This window comes from Nocardia sp. CA-119907 (assembly GCF_050955995.1).
GTDB lineage: Bacteria > Actinomycetota > Actinomycetes > Mycobacteriales > Mycobacteriaceae > Nocardia.
The window spans coordinates 885,097-900,743 of record NZ_CP192091.1 but is presented as its reverse complement, the minus strand read 5'-3'; the positions used below and the strand labels follow the sequence as shown (position 1 = coordinate 900,743).

Sequence of the window (15,647 nt, the reverse complement as noted above, 5' to 3'; positions counted from 1 at the left end):
AGGATCGGCGCTATGAGCATTCGCACCGCCGTCGTCACCGGAGCCAGCTCGGGCATCGGGGAAGCCACCGCCCGGGAACTCGCCAAGCAGGGCTATCACGTGTACGTCGGTGCGCGCAGGATCGACCGGCTGCAGGCCCTGGCCGACGAGATCGGCGGCACCGCACTCGAACTCGATGTGACCTCGGACGAATCGGTGCGCGCGTTCACCGATGCGATCGACAGCGCCGATGTGCTCGTCAACAATGCGGGCGGCGCGAAGGGGCTGGCCCCGGTGGCCGAGGCGGACCTGGACGACTGGCGCTGGATGTGGGAAACCAATGTGCTCGGCACGCTGCGGGTGACCAAGGCGCTGCTGCCGAAGCTGATCGCCTCCGGCGACGGCCTCATCGTCACCATTACCTCGGTCGCCGCCTTCGAGGCCTACGACAATGGCTCCGGCTACACCTCGGCCAAACATGCCCAGGCGGTGCTGCACCGCACCTTGCGCGGCGAATTGCTCGGGCAGCCGGTGCGGCTCACCGAAATCGCGCCCGGCGCAGTCGAAACCGAATTCTCGCTGGTCCGTTTCGCCGGGGACACGGAGCGCGCTGCGAAGGTCTACGAGGGCATCGACCCGCTGGTCGCCCAGGACATCGCGGAGATCATCGGATTCGTCGCGTCGCGACCGTCACATGTGAATCTGGACCAGATCATCGTCAAGCCCCGTGACCAGGCCGGACCGGGTCGCTTCGCGCGCCGGGGCTGACGGAATCGGCGATACTCCTTCTGAACTTCGAGCGTTCGCGATAGCTGTGAATTCGCTCCGATCGCTGGCGGCGGATAGCATCGCGACGCATATAGACCAGATTGGAGTTGTTCGGCTCATGCTCAAGGGTTTCAAAGATTTCCTGATGCGCGGGAACGTTATCGATCTTGCGGTCGCGGTGGTCATGGGCACCGCGTTCACCGCGGTCGTAACGGCGGTGACGAAGGGAATCATCAATCCACTGCTCGCGGTCATGGGCAAGACCAATGAGTTGGGGCTCGGCGTTCAGCTGGTCGCCGATAAACCGGCCACCTTCATCGCGGTCGGGCCGATCATCACTGCGGTCATCGACTTCGTCATGGTCGCCGCGGTCCTGTACTTCGTGCTGATGGTGCCGATGAAGACCCTCAAGAACCGGTTCGGCACCGCCAAGGTGGCCGAGCCGAGCGAGGTCGAACTGCTCATCGAGATCCGGGATCTGCTGGCCAAGCAGCACGCGGATTCGACCATCGATGTCGAAACGTTCGGCAAGGACGGCTCGCTCGTCAAGGATCGCTCGCACATCAAGGACGGCGCGCGCATCAAGGACGATGCGGCACGGTAATCGACTGGCGCCGAATACGATTCGCCCCCGCCACGATTGCGATCGTGCGGGGGCGAACTCTATCGGCTAGCGCGGCGGGCCCGGGGCCACCGGTGTAGCGGAAATGCTGGCACCGGAAGTTCCGTCCGAGGCGGACAACGACTTCCACTGATTCCAGTCGATGGTCCAGTCGTAGAGGTCGCCGTCGGCGGCGGACAACTGGATCGATGTACCGGTCACCTCGACCGGATCGCCGTAGAGCGCGGTCGGGAAGAATGCCTGCGCGTCATTGGGGGACAAATTGATGCACCCGTTGGTGACATTCGAGGAGCCCTGTGCCGAAAGCGATTCCGGGTTGGCGTGGATGAATTCGCCATTATTGGAGATGCGTACGGCCCAGCGTTCGCGAACGTTGGTGTAGAACGGGGGATTCGACATCAGGAAGTCTTCGTACTTCTCGGTGACCACGTGCACACCCGAACGGGTGACATTGCGCGCCTGATTGCCCTCGCCGTAGCTGACCGCGAAATCGAAGACGGTCTGTCCATCGCGCACCACCTGCATGCGGTGACTCGGCGCGCTGGCCTTGACGATCTGGCTGCGGCCGATGCGGAAATCCGAAGTGAGATCGGAGTATCCGTAGTTTCCGCCGCCCAGATCCAGGCCGTAGAGCTTGGCCGCCACGTGCACGGTGGTGCCGGGCACCCAGTAGTCCTTGGGCCGCCAGTGCACGCGGGAGCCGCCGTTTTCGTCGGGGAACCAGGCCCACGCGCCCTCGGTCGGCGGGGTGGTGGTGACCGTGAGCGCCTTCTCCACCGCGGCCTTGTTCTGCACGGATCCCTTGAACTGCAGGATGATCGGCGCGGCGATGCCGACCTCCTGGTTGTCGGCGATATTGAGCGTCGCGGGGAAGGTGTTCTTCGGCGCGAGCGTGGTGAAGGCGCCATCGATCGGAACCGGCTTGTGGTCGACGCCGATCGCGGTGCCGGACCAGGTGTATTTGGCGTCGTAGCCGAGCGGTTCGGTGATCTGGTAGCTGCGCTTGTCCGGGGCGAGCTCACCGGTGACCTGCTTGCCATTGGCATTGGTCAGCGCGATCTGGTCGATGGTGCCGTCGGCGACGGTGACCGAGATCGGTGCGGTCGGGTTGACGTTCTTGGCATCGGCGGCCGGTGCCAGCGTGACCTTGGCGACCGGTGTGTTGTCTTTGGCGGCACCGGCTTTGCCGCCTTTGTCGGACGTGCATCCGGCCACCAGCGCGACCACGACGAGCAGCACGGCGGAGACGGCGATGGCCGGTCTATGAAAGCCTGGACGAATGCTCACCGCATCGAATTTACGCGGCGAGAACCGTTCGCTCGGCTAGCGAAGAGTGTGGTGTACGTTGCACCTGTTTAAAGGTCAACCCCGATGGGTACCGGCTCCGGTTCCAGCCGGATCCCGAACCGATCGGCCACGCCGTCACGGACCGTGCGGGCCAGCTCGACCAGATCGGCCGAGGTCGCGGCACCGCGATTGGTCAGTGCCAGCGTATGTTTCGTGGACAGCCGGGCCGGGGCATCCGGTCCCGGGAAGCCCTTGGCGAATCCGGCCCGCTCGATGAGCCAGCCCGCGGAGAACTTCACGCCATCGGGCGCGGGATAGGTGGGGATAGTGACATCGCCCACATGAGCGGTGATCGCGGCCTTCACCTCGGCGACGCGGTTGTCCGCGACGACCGGATTGGTGAAGAACGAGCCTGCGCTCCAGGTGTCGTGATCGGCGGGGTCGAGCACCATGCCCTTGCCCGCGCGCAGCTTCAGCACCGCGGCCCGGACCTGATCGGCGGGACGGGTGTCACCATTGGTCGCGCCGAGCGCGTTCGCGAGTTCGCCGTAGCGCAGTGGTGCGCTCGATCCGTCGGAGTTGAGTGCGAACTCCGCCGCTAGCACCACGGCGGTATCGCGGTGCTTGAGCGCGCTGGTCCGGTAGCCGAAGCCGAGTTCGGACGGGTCGACCCAGCGGATCTCACCACTTGCGCGATCCAGCAGCCGCACCCGGCGCAGCAGCGTCTCGACCTCGACGCCGTAGGCCCCGACATTCTGTACCGGTGTCGCACCGGCCGAGCCGGGAATGCCGGACAGGCACTCCAGCCCGCCGAGCCCGGCCTCGACTGTGGCCGCGACCACGGTGTCCCAGTTCGCGCCCGCCTCGACGCGGACGCCGTCGGCATCGATCTCGACGCCTTCGTTGGCCACCCGAACCACGACGCCGTCGAAACCATCGTCGCCGATCAGCAGGTTGGAGCCGCCCGCGAGCAGCAGCAGCGGAATGCCCGTCGCGTCCAGCGCTCGCACCGTCTCGACCAGCGATTCGGTCGTCACGCACTCGGCGACCGTCGCCGGACCGCCGACCCGCAGCGTGGTCAGCTCGGCCAGCCGGACCGATTCGCGCACCCGCGCACCGCTATCGGTCAGCAGCTCGCGCAGTTGATCCGACGACACCACCCGTGAAGTTCGCACGCTCCAGACGGTAGCCTGTTCGACCATGGCTACACCGCTGGCGTACTCGGCCCGCTACTCGTATCCGGTCGCCACCGTTCGCGCGGCCTTCGCCGATGAGCGCTACTGGAAGGACCGCATCGCCGAGGTGGGCGGTGACAATGCCCGACTCGATTCGGTGACCGTCAGCGGCGACCAGGTCAAGGTCGAAATGGTGCAGTCGATCTCCGCCGAACTGCTGCCACCCGCGATCACCGCGGTGCGCCCCGGCGATCTGATCATCCCGCGCACCGAGCACTGGACCGGCGATTCGGCCACCTTCACCGCACGCGTCGAGGGTGCGCCCGCCGAGGTCCGCGGGACCATCGCCCTCTCGGCCGACGGCTCCGGGTCGGTGGCCCAGTCCGAGGGCACCATCGAGGTGAAGGTCCCGCTGTTCGGCGGCAAGATCGAGGCCGCGATCGCCGAGCGGTTGACCGAACTGCTCGCGTCCGAGGCAGAGTTCACCAACAACTGGCTCGCCGAGCACTGAGTTCGACGCTGGACCGTCGCGCCTCGTATGACGGCGTGCCAGCCGCGAGCTTCGTCTGACGAATCCGCCCCAGGGCCTGAGCGCGTCCTGGGGCGAGCTTCGTCCGATGAATCCGCCGCCCCAAGGGCCTGAGCACGTCCAGGGCGGACATCCATGAGCGGAATGATCCGACTCCGAGCCCCCGAGCTCCACACCGAATCGCCACACCACGCTAACCGCAGGCCTCACCTGACAAACCCGCCCCAAGGCCGAGCACGTCCAGGGCGGACATCCATGAGCGGAATGATCCGACTCCGAGCCCCCGAGCTCGACACCGAATCGCCACACCAGCTAACCGCGGGCCTCACCTGACAAACTCGCCCCAAGGCCGAGCACGTCCGGGGTGGACGCCCACCATCGATGTGATGCGAGTCCGGCGAGCAGTGCTCCGACGGCATTGACGAGGACATCGTCGACCGACGAGTGACGGCCGATGCCCAGGGCGAATTGCAGCACCTCCACCGCACTCGACAGGCATGCGCCGACCAGCAGCAGTCGCCATGGGTTGGCGAACCACGCCCACCGTAGCGGCAGCAACGAGCCGAGGGCGGCGAATACCAAGAGGTTTCCGCCGAGCTGCTCGATGACTCGGTCGTCGCGCAGTTGATCGGCCAGATCGCGCAGCGGCACCGGATTCACCGAACGGCCGCTGCCCACCGGCGTGAGGAGCATCCACAGCCACGGCGCGGTGCCGACCACCATGCCCACCTCAGCGAGGGCAGTGCGCCAGTCGCCGCGACGCCGCGCCAGCCACCACACGACCCAACCGGCGAGCGGTAGTGCGGCCATCGACGCCAGTATCACCCCGCCCCACGCCGCCCACGTCCCATTCATCCCGCAAGTCTGGCCGGACGATGTAGAGATAGCGCGTGCCGGTGTGGGGTTTGTGGCGAGGCCCCACAGTCAGCGCCGGGCGATGGGGCGGCGAGCGCTGCCGGTAACGTAGACGCTCATGGCTCGCCGACTGGACTATTCAGCCCGCTATCCGCTGCACACCACAAAAGAGCTGTACGCGGCGATGTCGACCCGTGAGTACTGGGAAGACCGGTGCGCGGAGTTGTCGAAGTATTCGCCGGGCAACGAGATCGTCAGCCTCGAGGTCGGCGACTCCGGCATCGAGGTCGTGCTCAACCACATCCTGCCGCGCGAGATGCTGCCGGAGATCGCGCAGGCGGTCATGCGCAAGGACATGATCATCACCCGCAAGGAGAGCTGGGGACCGTTCGACGAGAACGAGTCGGTGGGCAAGTTCTCGGCCGCCATTCCGGCCGGGCCGGGCAGCCTCGGCGGCGCGATTCGGCTGTTCCCGACCGAGACCGGCTGCACCATGCGGTTCTCCTCCGAGGCCAAGGTGTTCATCCCGATGGTCGGCCCGCGGCTCGAACAGTTGATGCTGGTGAATCTGGTCGACCTGTTCCGCGGCGAGGCCGAACAGACCGTGAAGTGGCTGGAAGAGCAAAACCCGACCCGCTGAAACCGGTCGGCACCATCACAAGAGGCACCACCGGTGTCAACCGGCTTCGACGCAGCGACCGCTGGCTGATCCACGACGAGCTGGTCGCCACGCGCCTGCGCGAAGCCGCCGATCCCCTGGTCGTCGACCTCGGCTACGGCGCGAGTCCTTGGACCACGCTGGAGTTGGCGGCCCGACTGTGCACGGTCCGCCCCGATGTGCGGGTGGTCGGGCTGGAGATCGATCCGGAACGGGTGGTGCCCGGCCGCGACGGCGTCACCTTCGCCCGCGGCGGCTTCGAATTGGCCGGTCTGCGACCGCATCTGGTGCGCGCGTTCAATGTGCTGCGCCAATATCCGGAAGCGGCCGTGCCGGATGCGTGGGCCACCATACTGTCCGGCATCGCCCCGGACGGTCTGCTCGTCGACGGCACCTGCGACGAACTCGGCCGCCGCTGCGCATGGGTCCTGCTCGACCGCACCGGCCCCCTGTCACTGACCCTGGCCTGGGACCCGTTCACCGTCGAGCGCCCCTCCGATATCGCCGAGCGCCTGCCAAAGGTATTGATACACCGCAATACCCCCGGCGAACCGGTCCACGCACTCCTCACCGCCGCCGACCGCGCCTGGGCGCGCGCCGCACCCCTGGCACCGTTCGGCCCCCGAGCGCGCTGGCGCACCGCCGCGGACTACCTACGCCAAGACGGTTTCCCAGTGCGAACCTACCGCCGCCGCATGCGCGACTGCGTGCTCTCGGTCCCATGGTCCACGGTCGCTCCCAATTAGTCGCGCCACGAAGGCCCCCCGACCAGCTGTCACTCCCCCGTAGCCCACGCTCACCAAGAGCGCCCCAGCGCGGGTGCATACCGGCCACCCGCCCGGTAACAACCCCGCACCCTCACGCAAACTTTCGGTCCCAGCCCTCGGTGAGTCGCGCGGCATGTCGGTCTGCGGGATGTTCGAAACCCCTGCGGGAACGCTGTGGATCCGAGTTCTTCTTTGGTTCCGCGATCCGCTAGGCAAAGTCGCGCGGCGACGGCATCTGACCAGGGGCTGTCGAGCGGAATCCAGGATCGTCAGGGGCGCCGGGCAGCTGGTCAGGCCACAGACCACAGGCCACAGGCCACAGGGAAGGCAATCACCTGACGGGTAGGTTCCTCGAATTCGGGACCGCCGCAGTGCTCGCGCCACAGCTGCGGGCGCCGGATGTCGCTGACGTGCGCTAGTACGATCCGAATAGCGATGGGAGGTAGCCGACGGCGGTTGCGACCGGGAGGATGGAGTTCGGTTCGAATGGCTGACGCCATAGGCCGCCGTGGGCGGCACCGGTCGCGAAAATGCCCTCGGGATCGGCGGCGGCGGGGGTGTCCGGCGGGGCGAACAGGTCGGCGACCAGCTTGGCCGCCAAGAGAGTTCGGGCCGTATCGGGGTCGAAGACTTCGATGCCGAAGTGGCGGGCGCCGCGGTAGGTGGCGGCGAGGGAGCGTTGTGTGCCTAGGGACTTCGTCCACGCGGGTGGTGCGACGGTGCACGAGACCGTGCGGCCCGCGGTATACGCGAGGACTGTGCGCCAGCGCAGCAGGCGTTGGGCCAGTGCGTGATTCGGGCCTTGGGACGAGAGCAGCGCATCGGCGACGCTCCACAGCGCGCCGAGCTGATCGGGACTCGTTGTGCGGTAGTTCGGCCGGTATAGAGCCGATGCGGTGAGCATGCACAGCAGGTGCTGGCCGATGGCGCGCGGTCCGCGCGTGTACAGGCGGGAGTGCGCAGCGGCGATGATGTCCTCGGGGACCGCGTAGCAGTCGGTCGGCGAGCCGAGGTATGCGACGGCGGCGTCGGTGCGGTGGTCGAGCAGATCCGAGACGAGGACATCCATCGCCGCGGCGAGCCGCACCCCTTGCGGTCCGGGACCATTCGCGTACAGACCGAAGACCGGCCGAATATCGGAACCGAGCTGCGCGCGAATCCACTGCACCAGTGCGGGGAACTGCCTGGTGATATCCGCGCCCGGCCCGGCGGTGACGGGATAGCCGAGCCGACCGGCCCCCGCCTCGGCGGCGGCGCGAATCGCGCGCCATCGGCCCGCCCCGGGCAGATCGATCGCGAGCACATCAGCGCCCCAACGCAATAGCGGCCGCAACGGACCGAGTTCGGCCGCCGCCCCGGTGACGATCACCCGGAAACCGGGCAGTGACAACCACTCCGGATGATCGATCACCCGCTCCACCGCGGCCGCGAAGGCGGGTTCGATAATGCCGCGACGCCGCCAGTCGGTCAGCTGCCCCCACAGCGCCTCTTCGGCCAGCAGCGCACCGCGGAACGGGATTTCGAGCCGGGTCACGGGCTGCGCGGTTCCGTCGATCCGGCCGGTATCGAGTGCGTCCTGCGGCGCGATCGCATCCACATCGACGCTGTGCAGCGGCGCGGTGGTGTGCCCGGTCACGAAACGCAGCAGCTGGCGCGCGGCCCGCAAACCGTCGGTCGCCATCCCCGCCGACGCCGTGGGTGAACTCGCGGCCAGTGCGGTGAGTCCACGAAAGACGCCGCGGTAGGCACGCTGCCAGTCCCGGCAGGTCTCGACCTGTTGTGCGAGGTCCGCGTCATATCTGCGGACGGCGTCGGCGACCACGGCGGTGGCGAACATATCGCCGACACGCTCGGGCGCTCCGGACGGAAAGACCAGATCCCACCTACTGTGACCTACCGTCCCCATGGTCAGTCACCATGCCATGATTGCGCGCCGGGCAAAACTGGAGACTGCGGGAATTGATAGCTGAAACGGATCACTGAACGGGTCCTCACCGCATCTGTCATGCGCCGGTGAGGGCGCGACGCACCCGGGCCGCCGCCCGCGGCGGCAGACGCACACTCGCGGAACGGATTTCGTCGACATCGCAGCGATGGATGGCGACCGCGTCGCCGACCACCTCGTCCAGCGCGGACTGTCCGATATCGGCCTCGGCCAGGTCGAGCACCGTGCGCACGGGTGTCGTCACCAGAAACGGACCCGCTGATTCGAGATCGGTGGGGATCAGCGCGCGCCGCAGCACCACCAGCCGCGGCGTGACCGGCGGTCGGCCCGCGCCGACCGATAGATGCAGAAATCGCGGACGTAGTCGCCCGAGCCCATGTAGATCGGCCGCGCTCTGATGGGATACCGCGGCGGCACCGTCGAACCAGGCGGCCCACATGGCGTATTCGTCGAGCGGACCAGCGGGCCAATCGGCCAGGCGCAATAGCCCCACCCCGGCCCGCGTCACCGATCCGTCGCCGAGTCCGGCGCGCACTCGCGCCTCACATCCGGTGCGCAACACTTGTCTGGTGGTGAAGAACCCCGCATGGCGTCCCGCCAATCGCCGCAGCACACGCCACCCGTGCTCGGCGGAATCGAGGGCGCGGCCCGCCGCGTCGCCAGCCATGTCGACCAGGCTACGCTCGAATCTTGTGTCACATGTCACAATCGAACCCCTCACAGCGCCCACAGAGCGACCTCAGAAAAGTCCGGAAGAATCGAGCGCATGAGTACGAAGAGCCCATCCACCCTGAAGGTGAACCGGCGTGCCCTGGTGATCGCCCTAGTCGTGGTCGCGATTCTGCTCGCTACCGTGCTGGTCGGCGGGGAGGCGTATGCCAGACATCAAGTTTCGCGTTGCATCAGTACGCAATTCGAGAAGGATATGGGCTCGAAGATCGATGTGAGCTTCGGACCCAAACCGATGCTGCTCACCTGGATCGACGGCAAGGTCGGCCAAGTGAAGGTGGACAGCGCCGACTCCAAATTCGGCCCCGCCGTCGGCATGGTGGTGCACGCCAGGTTCAACGATCTCGAGATCACCGATAGCGGCCGCACCGGCGGCACGATCGGTAGCTCCTCCGCCGATGTCACCTGGGGCAATGACGGCATCAGGGAGACGCTCGGCGGCCTGGTCAGCGGAGTGTCGTCCTCCGCGTCGAGCGGGATGCTGACCCTGGATGTGCTCGGCGGGCTCGCGCAGTTGCAGGTGAAGCCGCAGGTGAAGAACGGCGTCGTCGAGGTCGAGACGATGTCGGCGGCACTGCTCGGCATCGGGCTGCCGACCGATCTGGTGTCGGGGATCGTCGATACCTTCACCCAGAGTCTGCAGAGTTACCCGCTCGGCCTGAAGGCCACCGAGATCAAGGTCACCGATAGCGGCATCGCGGTGAAGTTGGCCGGCGGTCGCACCGAACTCCCCGCCGCCCAGGGCAACAACACCACCTGCTGAGGCATCCGAATCGTGATGCGGTTCACCGCGACCGGCGTGTGTTCGCCAACCCCGAACGCCGCCTCGCCGGATACTCGCTAGCCAGCCGCAGCCCGAGCAGCGCTCCCCTTCTCGCCGGATCAGCCGACCCGAAGACCGCCGCCCGGAACTGAGGCGCTGGCCGACGTTGTGTCCGAATGGTGACCGCCTGACAGACAACCGAATACGCGGACTGCGCTGAACGTGCGCCGCGCTATCCGATCCAGCAACTTCCACCATGGTGGACCACCTAACGGAACAACCACTCGCCGACAGCACTCAACGCGCACCTTCCCGCCCCGATCCGGCGACTCTGCCACGTTGAACGAAAAGTGCATGCTCAGCGCGGTATCGCCGGATCGGCAGGGGAACTTCGGATCACTCCGGAAAACCGTCGAGCACCGCCCTATCCGAGCCAGCGACTTCCGCCACGTTGAGCGAAAAGCGCATGCTCAGCGATATCGATGGAGTCGGCAGGGGAACTTCGGATCAGTCCGGAAAACCGTCGAGCACCGCACCGGATTTCGAGAGGCCGAGTCGGGTGGCACCGGCGGCGATCAGCTCCGCGGCGGCCTCGGAAGTACGGATTCCGCCGCTGGCCTTCACGCCGAGCCGCCCGCCGACCGTCTCGGCCATCAACTGCACCGCGTGCACGCTCGCACCACCGGCCGGGTGAAATCCTGTGGAGGTCTTCACAAAATCGGCACCGGCACGCTCGGCGATGCGGCAGACCTCGACGATCGCCGCATCGGGCAGCGCCGCCGATTCGATGATCACCTTGAGCACCGCACGGTCCTCCACGGCCTCGCGCACGGTCACGATGTCGGAGAGCACCGCAGTGTAATCGCCTGCGAGCGCGGCACCGACGTCGATCACCATATCGACCTCGGCCGCACCCTGTTCGACCGCGAGGCGCGCCTCGGCACCCTTGATCAGCGAATGGTGTTTCCCCGATGGGAATCCGGCGACGGTCGCGACCACCAGACCGGGCGCGCGCACCGGCAGCATAGAGGGCGATACGCAGATCGCGTACACGCCGAGTTCGCGTGCCTGCGCGACCAACCCGTCCACATCCGCGTCCGTCGCGTCCGGCGCGAGTAGCGTGTGGTCGATCATGGCGGCCACTTCGGACCTGGTAAGCGACGCGGAATTTGCCACAGGGTGAGAGTCTGGCATACCGGTGGCGAATTCCATTGCGCGCCTCGGATGCATCGCGCACACTCGATACTGTCGGTGGAGCCGCTGCGACTGCCCTGCCGACAGTTGCGCTGCGGATGGCCCAATTTCGTTCAGGAGGAGACGACACCGTGCTGATCCGTCGCGAACGCGCCGACGATGCCGCCGCGATCGCGGCCGTCCACCGCAGTGCCTTCGGACCGCATTACGCGAAGAGCAATTCCGATCGGCGGGAAATGGCCGTACTCACAGGTGAACTCGCCGATGCGGGTGCCGCTGATCCACCCGAGGTCGATCTCGTCACTCGGCTGCGCAGTGATTCCGGCTGGATCCCCACCCTCTCGATGGTCGCGGTGGAACACGATGTCGTAATCGGCCACGTCTGCCTCACCCGCGCCGGCGTAGGCCCGTTCCCCGTGCTCGCCCTCGGCCCGATCGGCGTCCTCGCCGAACATCAGGGAATAGGCGTCGGCGCGGCCCTCATGCACGCGGCCCTCGGCGCCGCGGACGCCCTCGACGAACCCCTCATCGGCCTACTCGGCAGCCTCGACTTCTACCCCCAATTCGGCTTCATCCCCGCCGCCCGCCTCAGCATCACCCCCGACGACTCCTCCTGGATCTCCCACTTCCAGGTCCGCCCCCTCTCCGCCTACGACCCCCAGATCACCGGCGAATTCCACTACGCCGAACCATTTTACGAGCTGTAACACCCCAGGTCCCGCACTCGGAGTCGGCCCCAACAGTCCACGTATCAGAGACCACGAACCCTCCACTCACACCTTCATAAGCCCACCCATCAGCAATATTTCATGATCAGAATGCGCTGGTGCAGGCAAGCGCCGACAGCGACACCGCGCCAACGCATTCTCGACAAAGTCAGCTCGGCTCGCGACATCAGCGACACCGCTCGCATACCTAGTTCAAGATCACCTTGCGATGGCGCACGCAAACGCCGAGCGACACTGCGTCAGCGCATTCTCGACGGAGTCGGCTCGGCTGGCGACGTCGCGTGCTCAGTTCGTGATCGGCATGGGGTGGTGTGGGGGATTCTCGGGGTTATGGGTGGTGGTGCATGGTGTAGACGTAGGAGCGTTCGTGTTTGCGGGAGACCCAGGCGCCTTCGGGTGGGAGGGGGCCTTGGCCGGGGTCGTCGAAGGGGCGGCTGAGGACTTCGCCGGAGTCGGTGCAGATGGACCAGCCGAAGTCGGGGAGGCGGCGGCACCAGAGCTCGTGGTCGACTCGTTTGTAGGAGGGGTAGCCGTAGGCCCAGCCTTCGCGCACGAATTCATAGGTCAGCCCATCGAGCTGTCGGACGAACTGCACACGCGTCACGGCGGCATCCTCACATCGGGCCCGCGAGCGGTGCGTGGGCCACTCGTGTTCATTATCCGGCGTCGACGAGCAGCGCGCGAGCAAACCTGTTGTGTGGGCGTCATGGGCGACCTGGGAAGATGAGGCCATGAGTTCCGCTCCACCCGCTCCGGACGACCGCCGCTTCGTGCTCACCCTCGGCTGCCCGGACCGTCCCGGCATCATCGCGAGGATCACGTCGTTCATCGCCGAGTTCGGCGGGTCCATTGTGGAGGCCGGTTATCACTCCGTGCCGGGAGCGTCCGGCCAGGGAGCGCCGCAATCCGGGACCGCCGCCGATACCGGCTGGTTCTTCACCCGTCAGGCGATCAAGGCGTCGACGGTGCCGTTCGGCATCGCGGAACTGCGCGACCGGTTCGCGGGTGTGGCGGCCGACTTCGGTCCGGAGACGGAGTGGCAGCTGCTCGACTCCGGTGAACGCCGCCGCGCCGTTCTGCTGGTCAGCAAGGACGGCCACTGCCTGCACGATCTGCTCGGCCGGGCCACCAGCGGCGAATTGCCCGCCACCATCGAAGCGGTGATCGGCAACCACCCGGATCTCGCCGGTATGACCGAGGCGCACGGCGTCAAATTCCACCATGTGCCCTTCCCGAAGGATCCGGCCGAACGCGGCCCGGCATTCGACGAGGTCCGCGCCCTGGTCGACGCCCACGACCCGCACGCCGTCGTCCTGGCCCGCTTCATGCAGGTGCTGCCCGCCGAACTCTGCCAACACTGGGCGGGCAAGGCGATCAATATCCACCACAGCTTCCTGCCGTCGTTCGTCGGTGCCCGCCCCTACCACCAGGCCTTCGCGCGCGGCGTCAAGCTGATCGGCGCGACCTGCCATTACGTCACCGCCGAACTCGACGCGGGCCCGATCATCGAACAGGACGTCATCCGCATCGACCACGCCGACGAAGTCCGCGATATGGTCCGCCTGGGCCGCGATATCGAACGCGTAGTCCTGGCCCGCGGCCTCCGCTGGCACCTGGAAGGCCGAGTCCTGGTCCACGGCCGCCGCACCGTCGTCTTCTCCTGACCCACCGAATCGGCTCGATACGCAGGTGGGCAACGGCATCCGGTGTGGTGTATGGCTATGGTTGCGCCGCGAGTAGTGCTCGAACAGCGGCGTCCGGGATGCTCGGGTCGGGGCGGGGTGGGGCTCAGCTGACGGCTGCGGCGGGCTGGTAGACGGAGTCGAGGATGAGAGCTAGTTCCTCGTTGAAGCGTTCGAACATCTCGGCATTGCCGAGGTGGCCCTGGGGTAGGACCTCGTATTTGACCAAACTGCCGGTTTTGCTGAGCATCTCGGTGATTCGTTCGGAATGCACCGGCGGTGTCATATCGTCGAGCTCGCCTGCCAGGATCGTTGTCGGCACAGTGAGATTGCGTGCGGATTCACCGAGATCCAGTTCGGCGAGCAGGATTCCGAATTTCGCGCGTACTCGGGCGGGGCAGGACCGGACGATGGCGAGGCTGTAGTCGACCACATCACCGCTCGAGCGCCGACTCATGATCTGCCGGGTGAAGGCCCGCTTCACGGGTGCGATCGGGGGGAAGACGATCGGGGTGCCGAGGCCCAGGCGACCGATGAAGTGCGGCAACGGGATTCGCCGCCGCAGCAGCGGGAGCGGTGTGTTGAACAGCGGTACGACCGTGGTCTCGGCGACCAACTGCCCCGGTGCGGTGTTGGTCAGCAGTACCGCGCTGGCCTGCTCGGCGACCCGGTCGGGGTAGCGCCCGGCCCATGCCTGCAATGTCATGCCGCCGAGGCTGTGGCCGACCAGCACGGCCCGTTCGCCGGGCCGCAGGGTGGCATCGAGCACGGCGGCCAGATCGTCGGCGAGCAGATCGGTGCTCAGCGGGCTGCAGCCCAGCTCACTCTCGCCGTGGCCGCGCACGTCATAGGCGATGACGCGGTATTCGCCGGCGAACGCGTTGATCTGCGCGTTCCAGTATTCGATGGCGCAGGTCCAGCCGTGCACCAGCACGATCGCCGGAGCATCGGCCGGTCCGTAGGCGTGCACCCGCAGCCGCGCCCCATCGCGGGTGACAACGGGAACGACCTCATACGGCACCGTCGGCGGGTTCAGCGCCGCGATCGCATAGGTACGCGACCGCAGGTTGGCGCGGTATGTACGGACCAGCCCCCGGACCTGACCAGGGAAGTCCTTATCTGCAGGCGGCATTACACGCATCGGACACTCCTTTGTGTAACTGCTAGATACAGTAACCCCGAGTGCTAGCTAATGCAAGCATCAAAAGTTATCCGACGTTCCGCCGCTCACACTCGCGTCCCCGTCCCGCATACGACCAGCAATCCCCACCCCGACCGGCCCCTGAGCCCCCGAACAAAGAACACCCCATTCGACGGCCGAGGACACAGCCGTTCGCCCCGCCGCGGGACAGCCAACGCCGACCTGCATCCACCTCGGCCGCACATGCCCACGCAACTACCCCGCGAGATGACGAGAAAGTGAGCAACGCCCCCGATGCCCCTCGGAGAAACATCGCTCTCCCGACCGCCCCGGAGCATCCACCGCGCCGACCGCCCCAATGAGCACCGCCCCCTCTGACACCCCCGTAAAAGCGACCGCCCTAGGACCACAGCAGCCGGACCGCACCAGATCGCACCCATTTCGACCGCACATCTGCCACGCAGATAACCGTCGCACTATGGAAGAAATGAGCAACGGCTCGCGCCCCGAAGGAGCACGGACGGCCCGAGCCGTCCGCAGCACTCCGCACCCACCGCCTCATCCAGCTTCAGCCGCTTCGACCAAATCGGTACCGGTCACGATGATGAAGACCCGTGCAACGGCCGCACCTTCTGATCAAAAAATGCAACGACCCCAGACCACGCCAAGGCAGGTCAAGGCGAACCTGGTCCAAATCATCGGGGTCACGATGACGCAGAAGGCGACAACGGCCGCATCCCCCGATCACGCCGATGAGCAACGCCCCCGCTCTCCCGCCATAACCGAAGCGCCCCGACCCCGAGCGCGCCACTACCTGCGCAGCGC

16 protein-coding genes are annotated in these 15,647 nt (G+C 66.7%); 8 read left to right on the top strand and 8 right to left on the bottom strand.

The features are described from left to right. Positions 1-12: 12 nt before the first annotated feature. Positions 13-747 carry an SDR family NAD(P)-dependent oxidoreductase gene (locus tag ACQP2D_RS04265; protein ID WP_433682425.1) on the top strand — a complete coding sequence of 245 codons (735 nt, stop codon included), beginning with the start codon at positions 13-15 and terminating at the stop codon, positions 745-747. A 118-nt stretch (positions 748-865) separates the two neighbouring features. After that, complete coding sequence (gene mscL / locus ACQP2D_RS04260; RefSeq protein WP_433682424.1) at positions 866-1,351, top strand: large conductance mechanosensitive channel protein MscL; 486 nt, start codon at positions 866-868, stop codon at positions 1,349-1,351. A gap of 66 nt (positions 1,352-1,417) precedes the next feature. On the opposite strand, the gene ACQP2D_RS04255 is transcribed toward mscL, so the two are convergent. Both ACQP2D_RS04255 and ACQP2D_RS04250 read right to left on the bottom strand, forming a co-directional pair. Then, the gene (locus ACQP2D_RS04255) at positions 1,418-2,656 is read right to left on the bottom strand and encodes a L,D-transpeptidase (protein ID WP_433682423.1); all 1,239 of its coding nucleotides are present in this window, start codon (positions 2,654-2,656) and stop codon (positions 1,418-1,420) included. Positions 2,657-2,724: 68 nt separating this feature from the next. After that, on the bottom strand, positions 2,725-3,858 hold the full coding sequence (locus ACQP2D_RS04250; protein WP_433682422.1) for a UDP-N-acetylmuramate dehydrogenase: 1,134 nt from the start codon (positions 3,856-3,858) through the stop codon (positions 2,725-2,727). On the opposite strand from ACQP2D_RS04250, the gene ACQP2D_RS04245 reads away from it, so the two are divergent. Next, positions 3,857-4,342, top strand: a complete 486-nt coding sequence (locus ACQP2D_RS04245; RefSeq protein WP_433682421.1) for a DUF2505 domain-containing protein — start codon at positions 3,857-3,859, stop codon at positions 4,340-4,342. The genes ACQP2D_RS04250 and ACQP2D_RS04245 overlap by 2 nt on opposite strands. A gap of 330 nt (positions 4,343-4,672) precedes the next feature. Here ACQP2D_RS04245 and ACQP2D_RS04240 read toward each other — a convergent pair whose 3' ends face one another. Beyond that, positions 4,673-5,215, bottom strand: coding sequence for a VanZ family protein (locus tag ACQP2D_RS04240; RefSeq protein WP_433682420.1), 543 nt, complete (start codon positions 5,213-5,215; stop codon positions 4,673-4,675). A 118-nt stretch (positions 5,216-5,333) separates the two neighbouring features. Between ACQP2D_RS04240 and ACQP2D_RS04235 the strand changes: the two genes are divergently transcribed. Then, on the top strand, positions 5,334-5,855 hold the full coding sequence (locus ACQP2D_RS04235; RefSeq protein WP_433682419.1) for a DUF2505 domain-containing protein: 522 nt from the start codon (positions 5,334-5,336) through the stop codon (positions 5,853-5,855). Beyond that, entirely contained in the window at positions 5,825-6,619 is a 795-nt protein-coding gene (locus ACQP2D_RS04230) for a class I SAM-dependent methyltransferase (RefSeq protein ID WP_433682418.1), read from the top strand. The genes ACQP2D_RS04235 and ACQP2D_RS04230 overlap by 31 nt, the downstream gene beginning before the upstream one ends. Before the next feature lie 436 nt (positions 6,620-7,055). On the opposite strand, the gene ACQP2D_RS04225 is transcribed toward ACQP2D_RS04230, so the two are convergent. Together ACQP2D_RS04225 and ACQP2D_RS04220 are read right to left on the bottom strand one after the other, a co-directional pair. Continuing rightward, positions 7,056-8,546 (bottom strand): hypothetical protein, encoded by a 1,491-nt coding sequence (locus tag ACQP2D_RS04225; protein ID WP_433682417.1) that lies wholly within the window; start codon positions 8,544-8,546, stop codon positions 7,056-7,058. A 97-nt stretch (positions 8,547-8,643) separates the two neighbouring features. Beyond that, positions 8,644-9,252 carry a hypothetical protein gene (locus ACQP2D_RS04220; protein ID WP_433682416.1) on the bottom strand — a complete coding sequence of 203 codons (609 nt, stop codon included), beginning with the start codon at positions 9,250-9,252 and terminating at the stop codon, positions 8,644-8,646. A gap of 99 nt (positions 9,253-9,351) precedes the next feature. Between ACQP2D_RS04220 and ACQP2D_RS04215 the strand changes: the two genes are divergently transcribed. After that, positions 9,352-10,077 (top strand): LmeA family phospholipid-binding protein, encoded by a 726-nt coding sequence (locus ACQP2D_RS04215; RefSeq protein WP_433682415.1) that lies wholly within the window; start codon positions 9,352-9,354, stop codon positions 10,075-10,077. Positions 10,078-10,584: 507 nt separating this feature from the next. Here the strand turns inward: ACQP2D_RS04215 and deoC are convergent. Then, positions 10,585-11,211, bottom strand: coding sequence for a deoxyribose-phosphate aldolase (gene deoC, locus ACQP2D_RS04210; RefSeq protein WP_433682414.1), 627 nt, complete (start codon positions 11,209-11,211; stop codon positions 10,585-10,587). 191 nt (positions 11,212-11,402) lie between these two features. Between deoC and ACQP2D_RS04205 the strand changes: the two genes are divergently transcribed. Further along, complete coding sequence (locus tag ACQP2D_RS04205) at positions 11,403-11,978, top strand: GNAT family N-acetyltransferase (protein WP_433682413.1); 576 nt, start codon at positions 11,403-11,405, stop codon at positions 11,976-11,978. Between the two features lie 349 nt (positions 11,979-12,327). Here the strand turns inward: ACQP2D_RS04205 and ACQP2D_RS04200 are convergent, their stop codons facing one another. Next, positions 12,328-12,603, bottom strand: coding sequence for a hypothetical protein (locus ACQP2D_RS04200; RefSeq protein ID WP_433682412.1), 276 nt, complete (start codon positions 12,601-12,603; stop codon positions 12,328-12,330). A 127-nt stretch (positions 12,604-12,730) separates the two neighbouring features. On the opposite strand from ACQP2D_RS04200, the gene purU reads away from it, so the two are divergent. After that, positions 12,731-13,663 (top strand): formyltetrahydrofolate deformylase, encoded by a 933-nt coding sequence (purU, locus tag ACQP2D_RS04195; protein WP_433682411.1) that lies wholly within the window; start codon positions 12,731-12,733, stop codon positions 13,661-13,663. 124 nt (positions 13,664-13,787) lie between these two features. On the opposite strand, the gene ACQP2D_RS04190 is transcribed toward purU, so the two are convergent. Further along, positions 13,788-14,822 (bottom strand): alpha/beta fold hydrolase, encoded by a 1,035-nt coding sequence (locus ACQP2D_RS04190; protein ID WP_433682410.1) that lies wholly within the window; start codon positions 14,820-14,822, stop codon positions 13,788-13,790. Between the last annotated feature and the right edge of the window lie 825 nt (positions 14,823-15,647).

Bases quoted from the DNA above. Each gene is read 5' to 3' on its own strand.
- ACQP2D_RS04265 (WP_433682425.1), top strand. From the start codon at position 13: ATGAGCATTCGCACCGCCGTCGTCACCGGAGCCAGCTCGGGCATCGGG.
- mscL (WP_433682424.1), top strand. From the start codon at position 866: ATGCTCAAGGGTTTCAAAGATTTCCTGATGCGCGGGAACGTTATCGAT.
- ACQP2D_RS04245 (WP_433682421.1), top strand. From the start codon at position 3,857: ATGGCTACACCGCTGGCGTACTCGGCCCGCTACTCGTATCCGGTCGCC.
- ACQP2D_RS04250 (WP_433682422.1), bottom strand. From the start codon at position 3,858: ATGGTCGAACAGGCTACCGTCTGGAGCGTGCGAACTTCACGGGTGGTG.
- ACQP2D_RS04240 (WP_433682420.1), bottom strand. From the start codon at position 5,215: ATGAATGGGACGTGGGCGGCGTGGGGCGGGGTGATACTGGCGTCGATG.
- ACQP2D_RS04235 (WP_433682419.1), top strand. From the start codon at position 5,334: ATGGCTCGCCGACTGGACTATTCAGCCCGCTATCCGCTGCACACCACA.
- ACQP2D_RS04225 (WP_433682417.1), bottom strand. From the start codon at position 8,546: ATGGGGACGGTAGGTCACAGTAGGTGGGATCTGGTCTTTCCGTCCGGA.
- ACQP2D_RS04220 (WP_433682416.1), bottom strand. From the start codon at position 9,252: ATGGCTGGCGACGCGGCGGGCCGCGCCCTCGATTCCGCCGAGCACGGG.
- ACQP2D_RS04215 (WP_433682415.1), top strand. From the start codon at position 9,352: ATGAGTACGAAGAGCCCATCCACCCTGAAGGTGAACCGGCGTGCCCTG.
- deoC (WP_433682414.1), bottom strand. From the start codon at position 11,211: ATGATCGACCACACGCTACTCGCGCCGGACGCGACGGACGCGGATGTG.
- purU (WP_433682411.1), top strand. From the start codon at position 12,731: ATGAGTTCCGCTCCACCCGCTCCGGACGACCGCCGCTTCGTGCTCACC.
- ACQP2D_RS04190 (WP_433682410.1), bottom strand. From the start codon at position 14,822: ATGCGTGTAATGCCGCCTGCAGATAAGGACTTCCCTGGTCAGGTCCGG.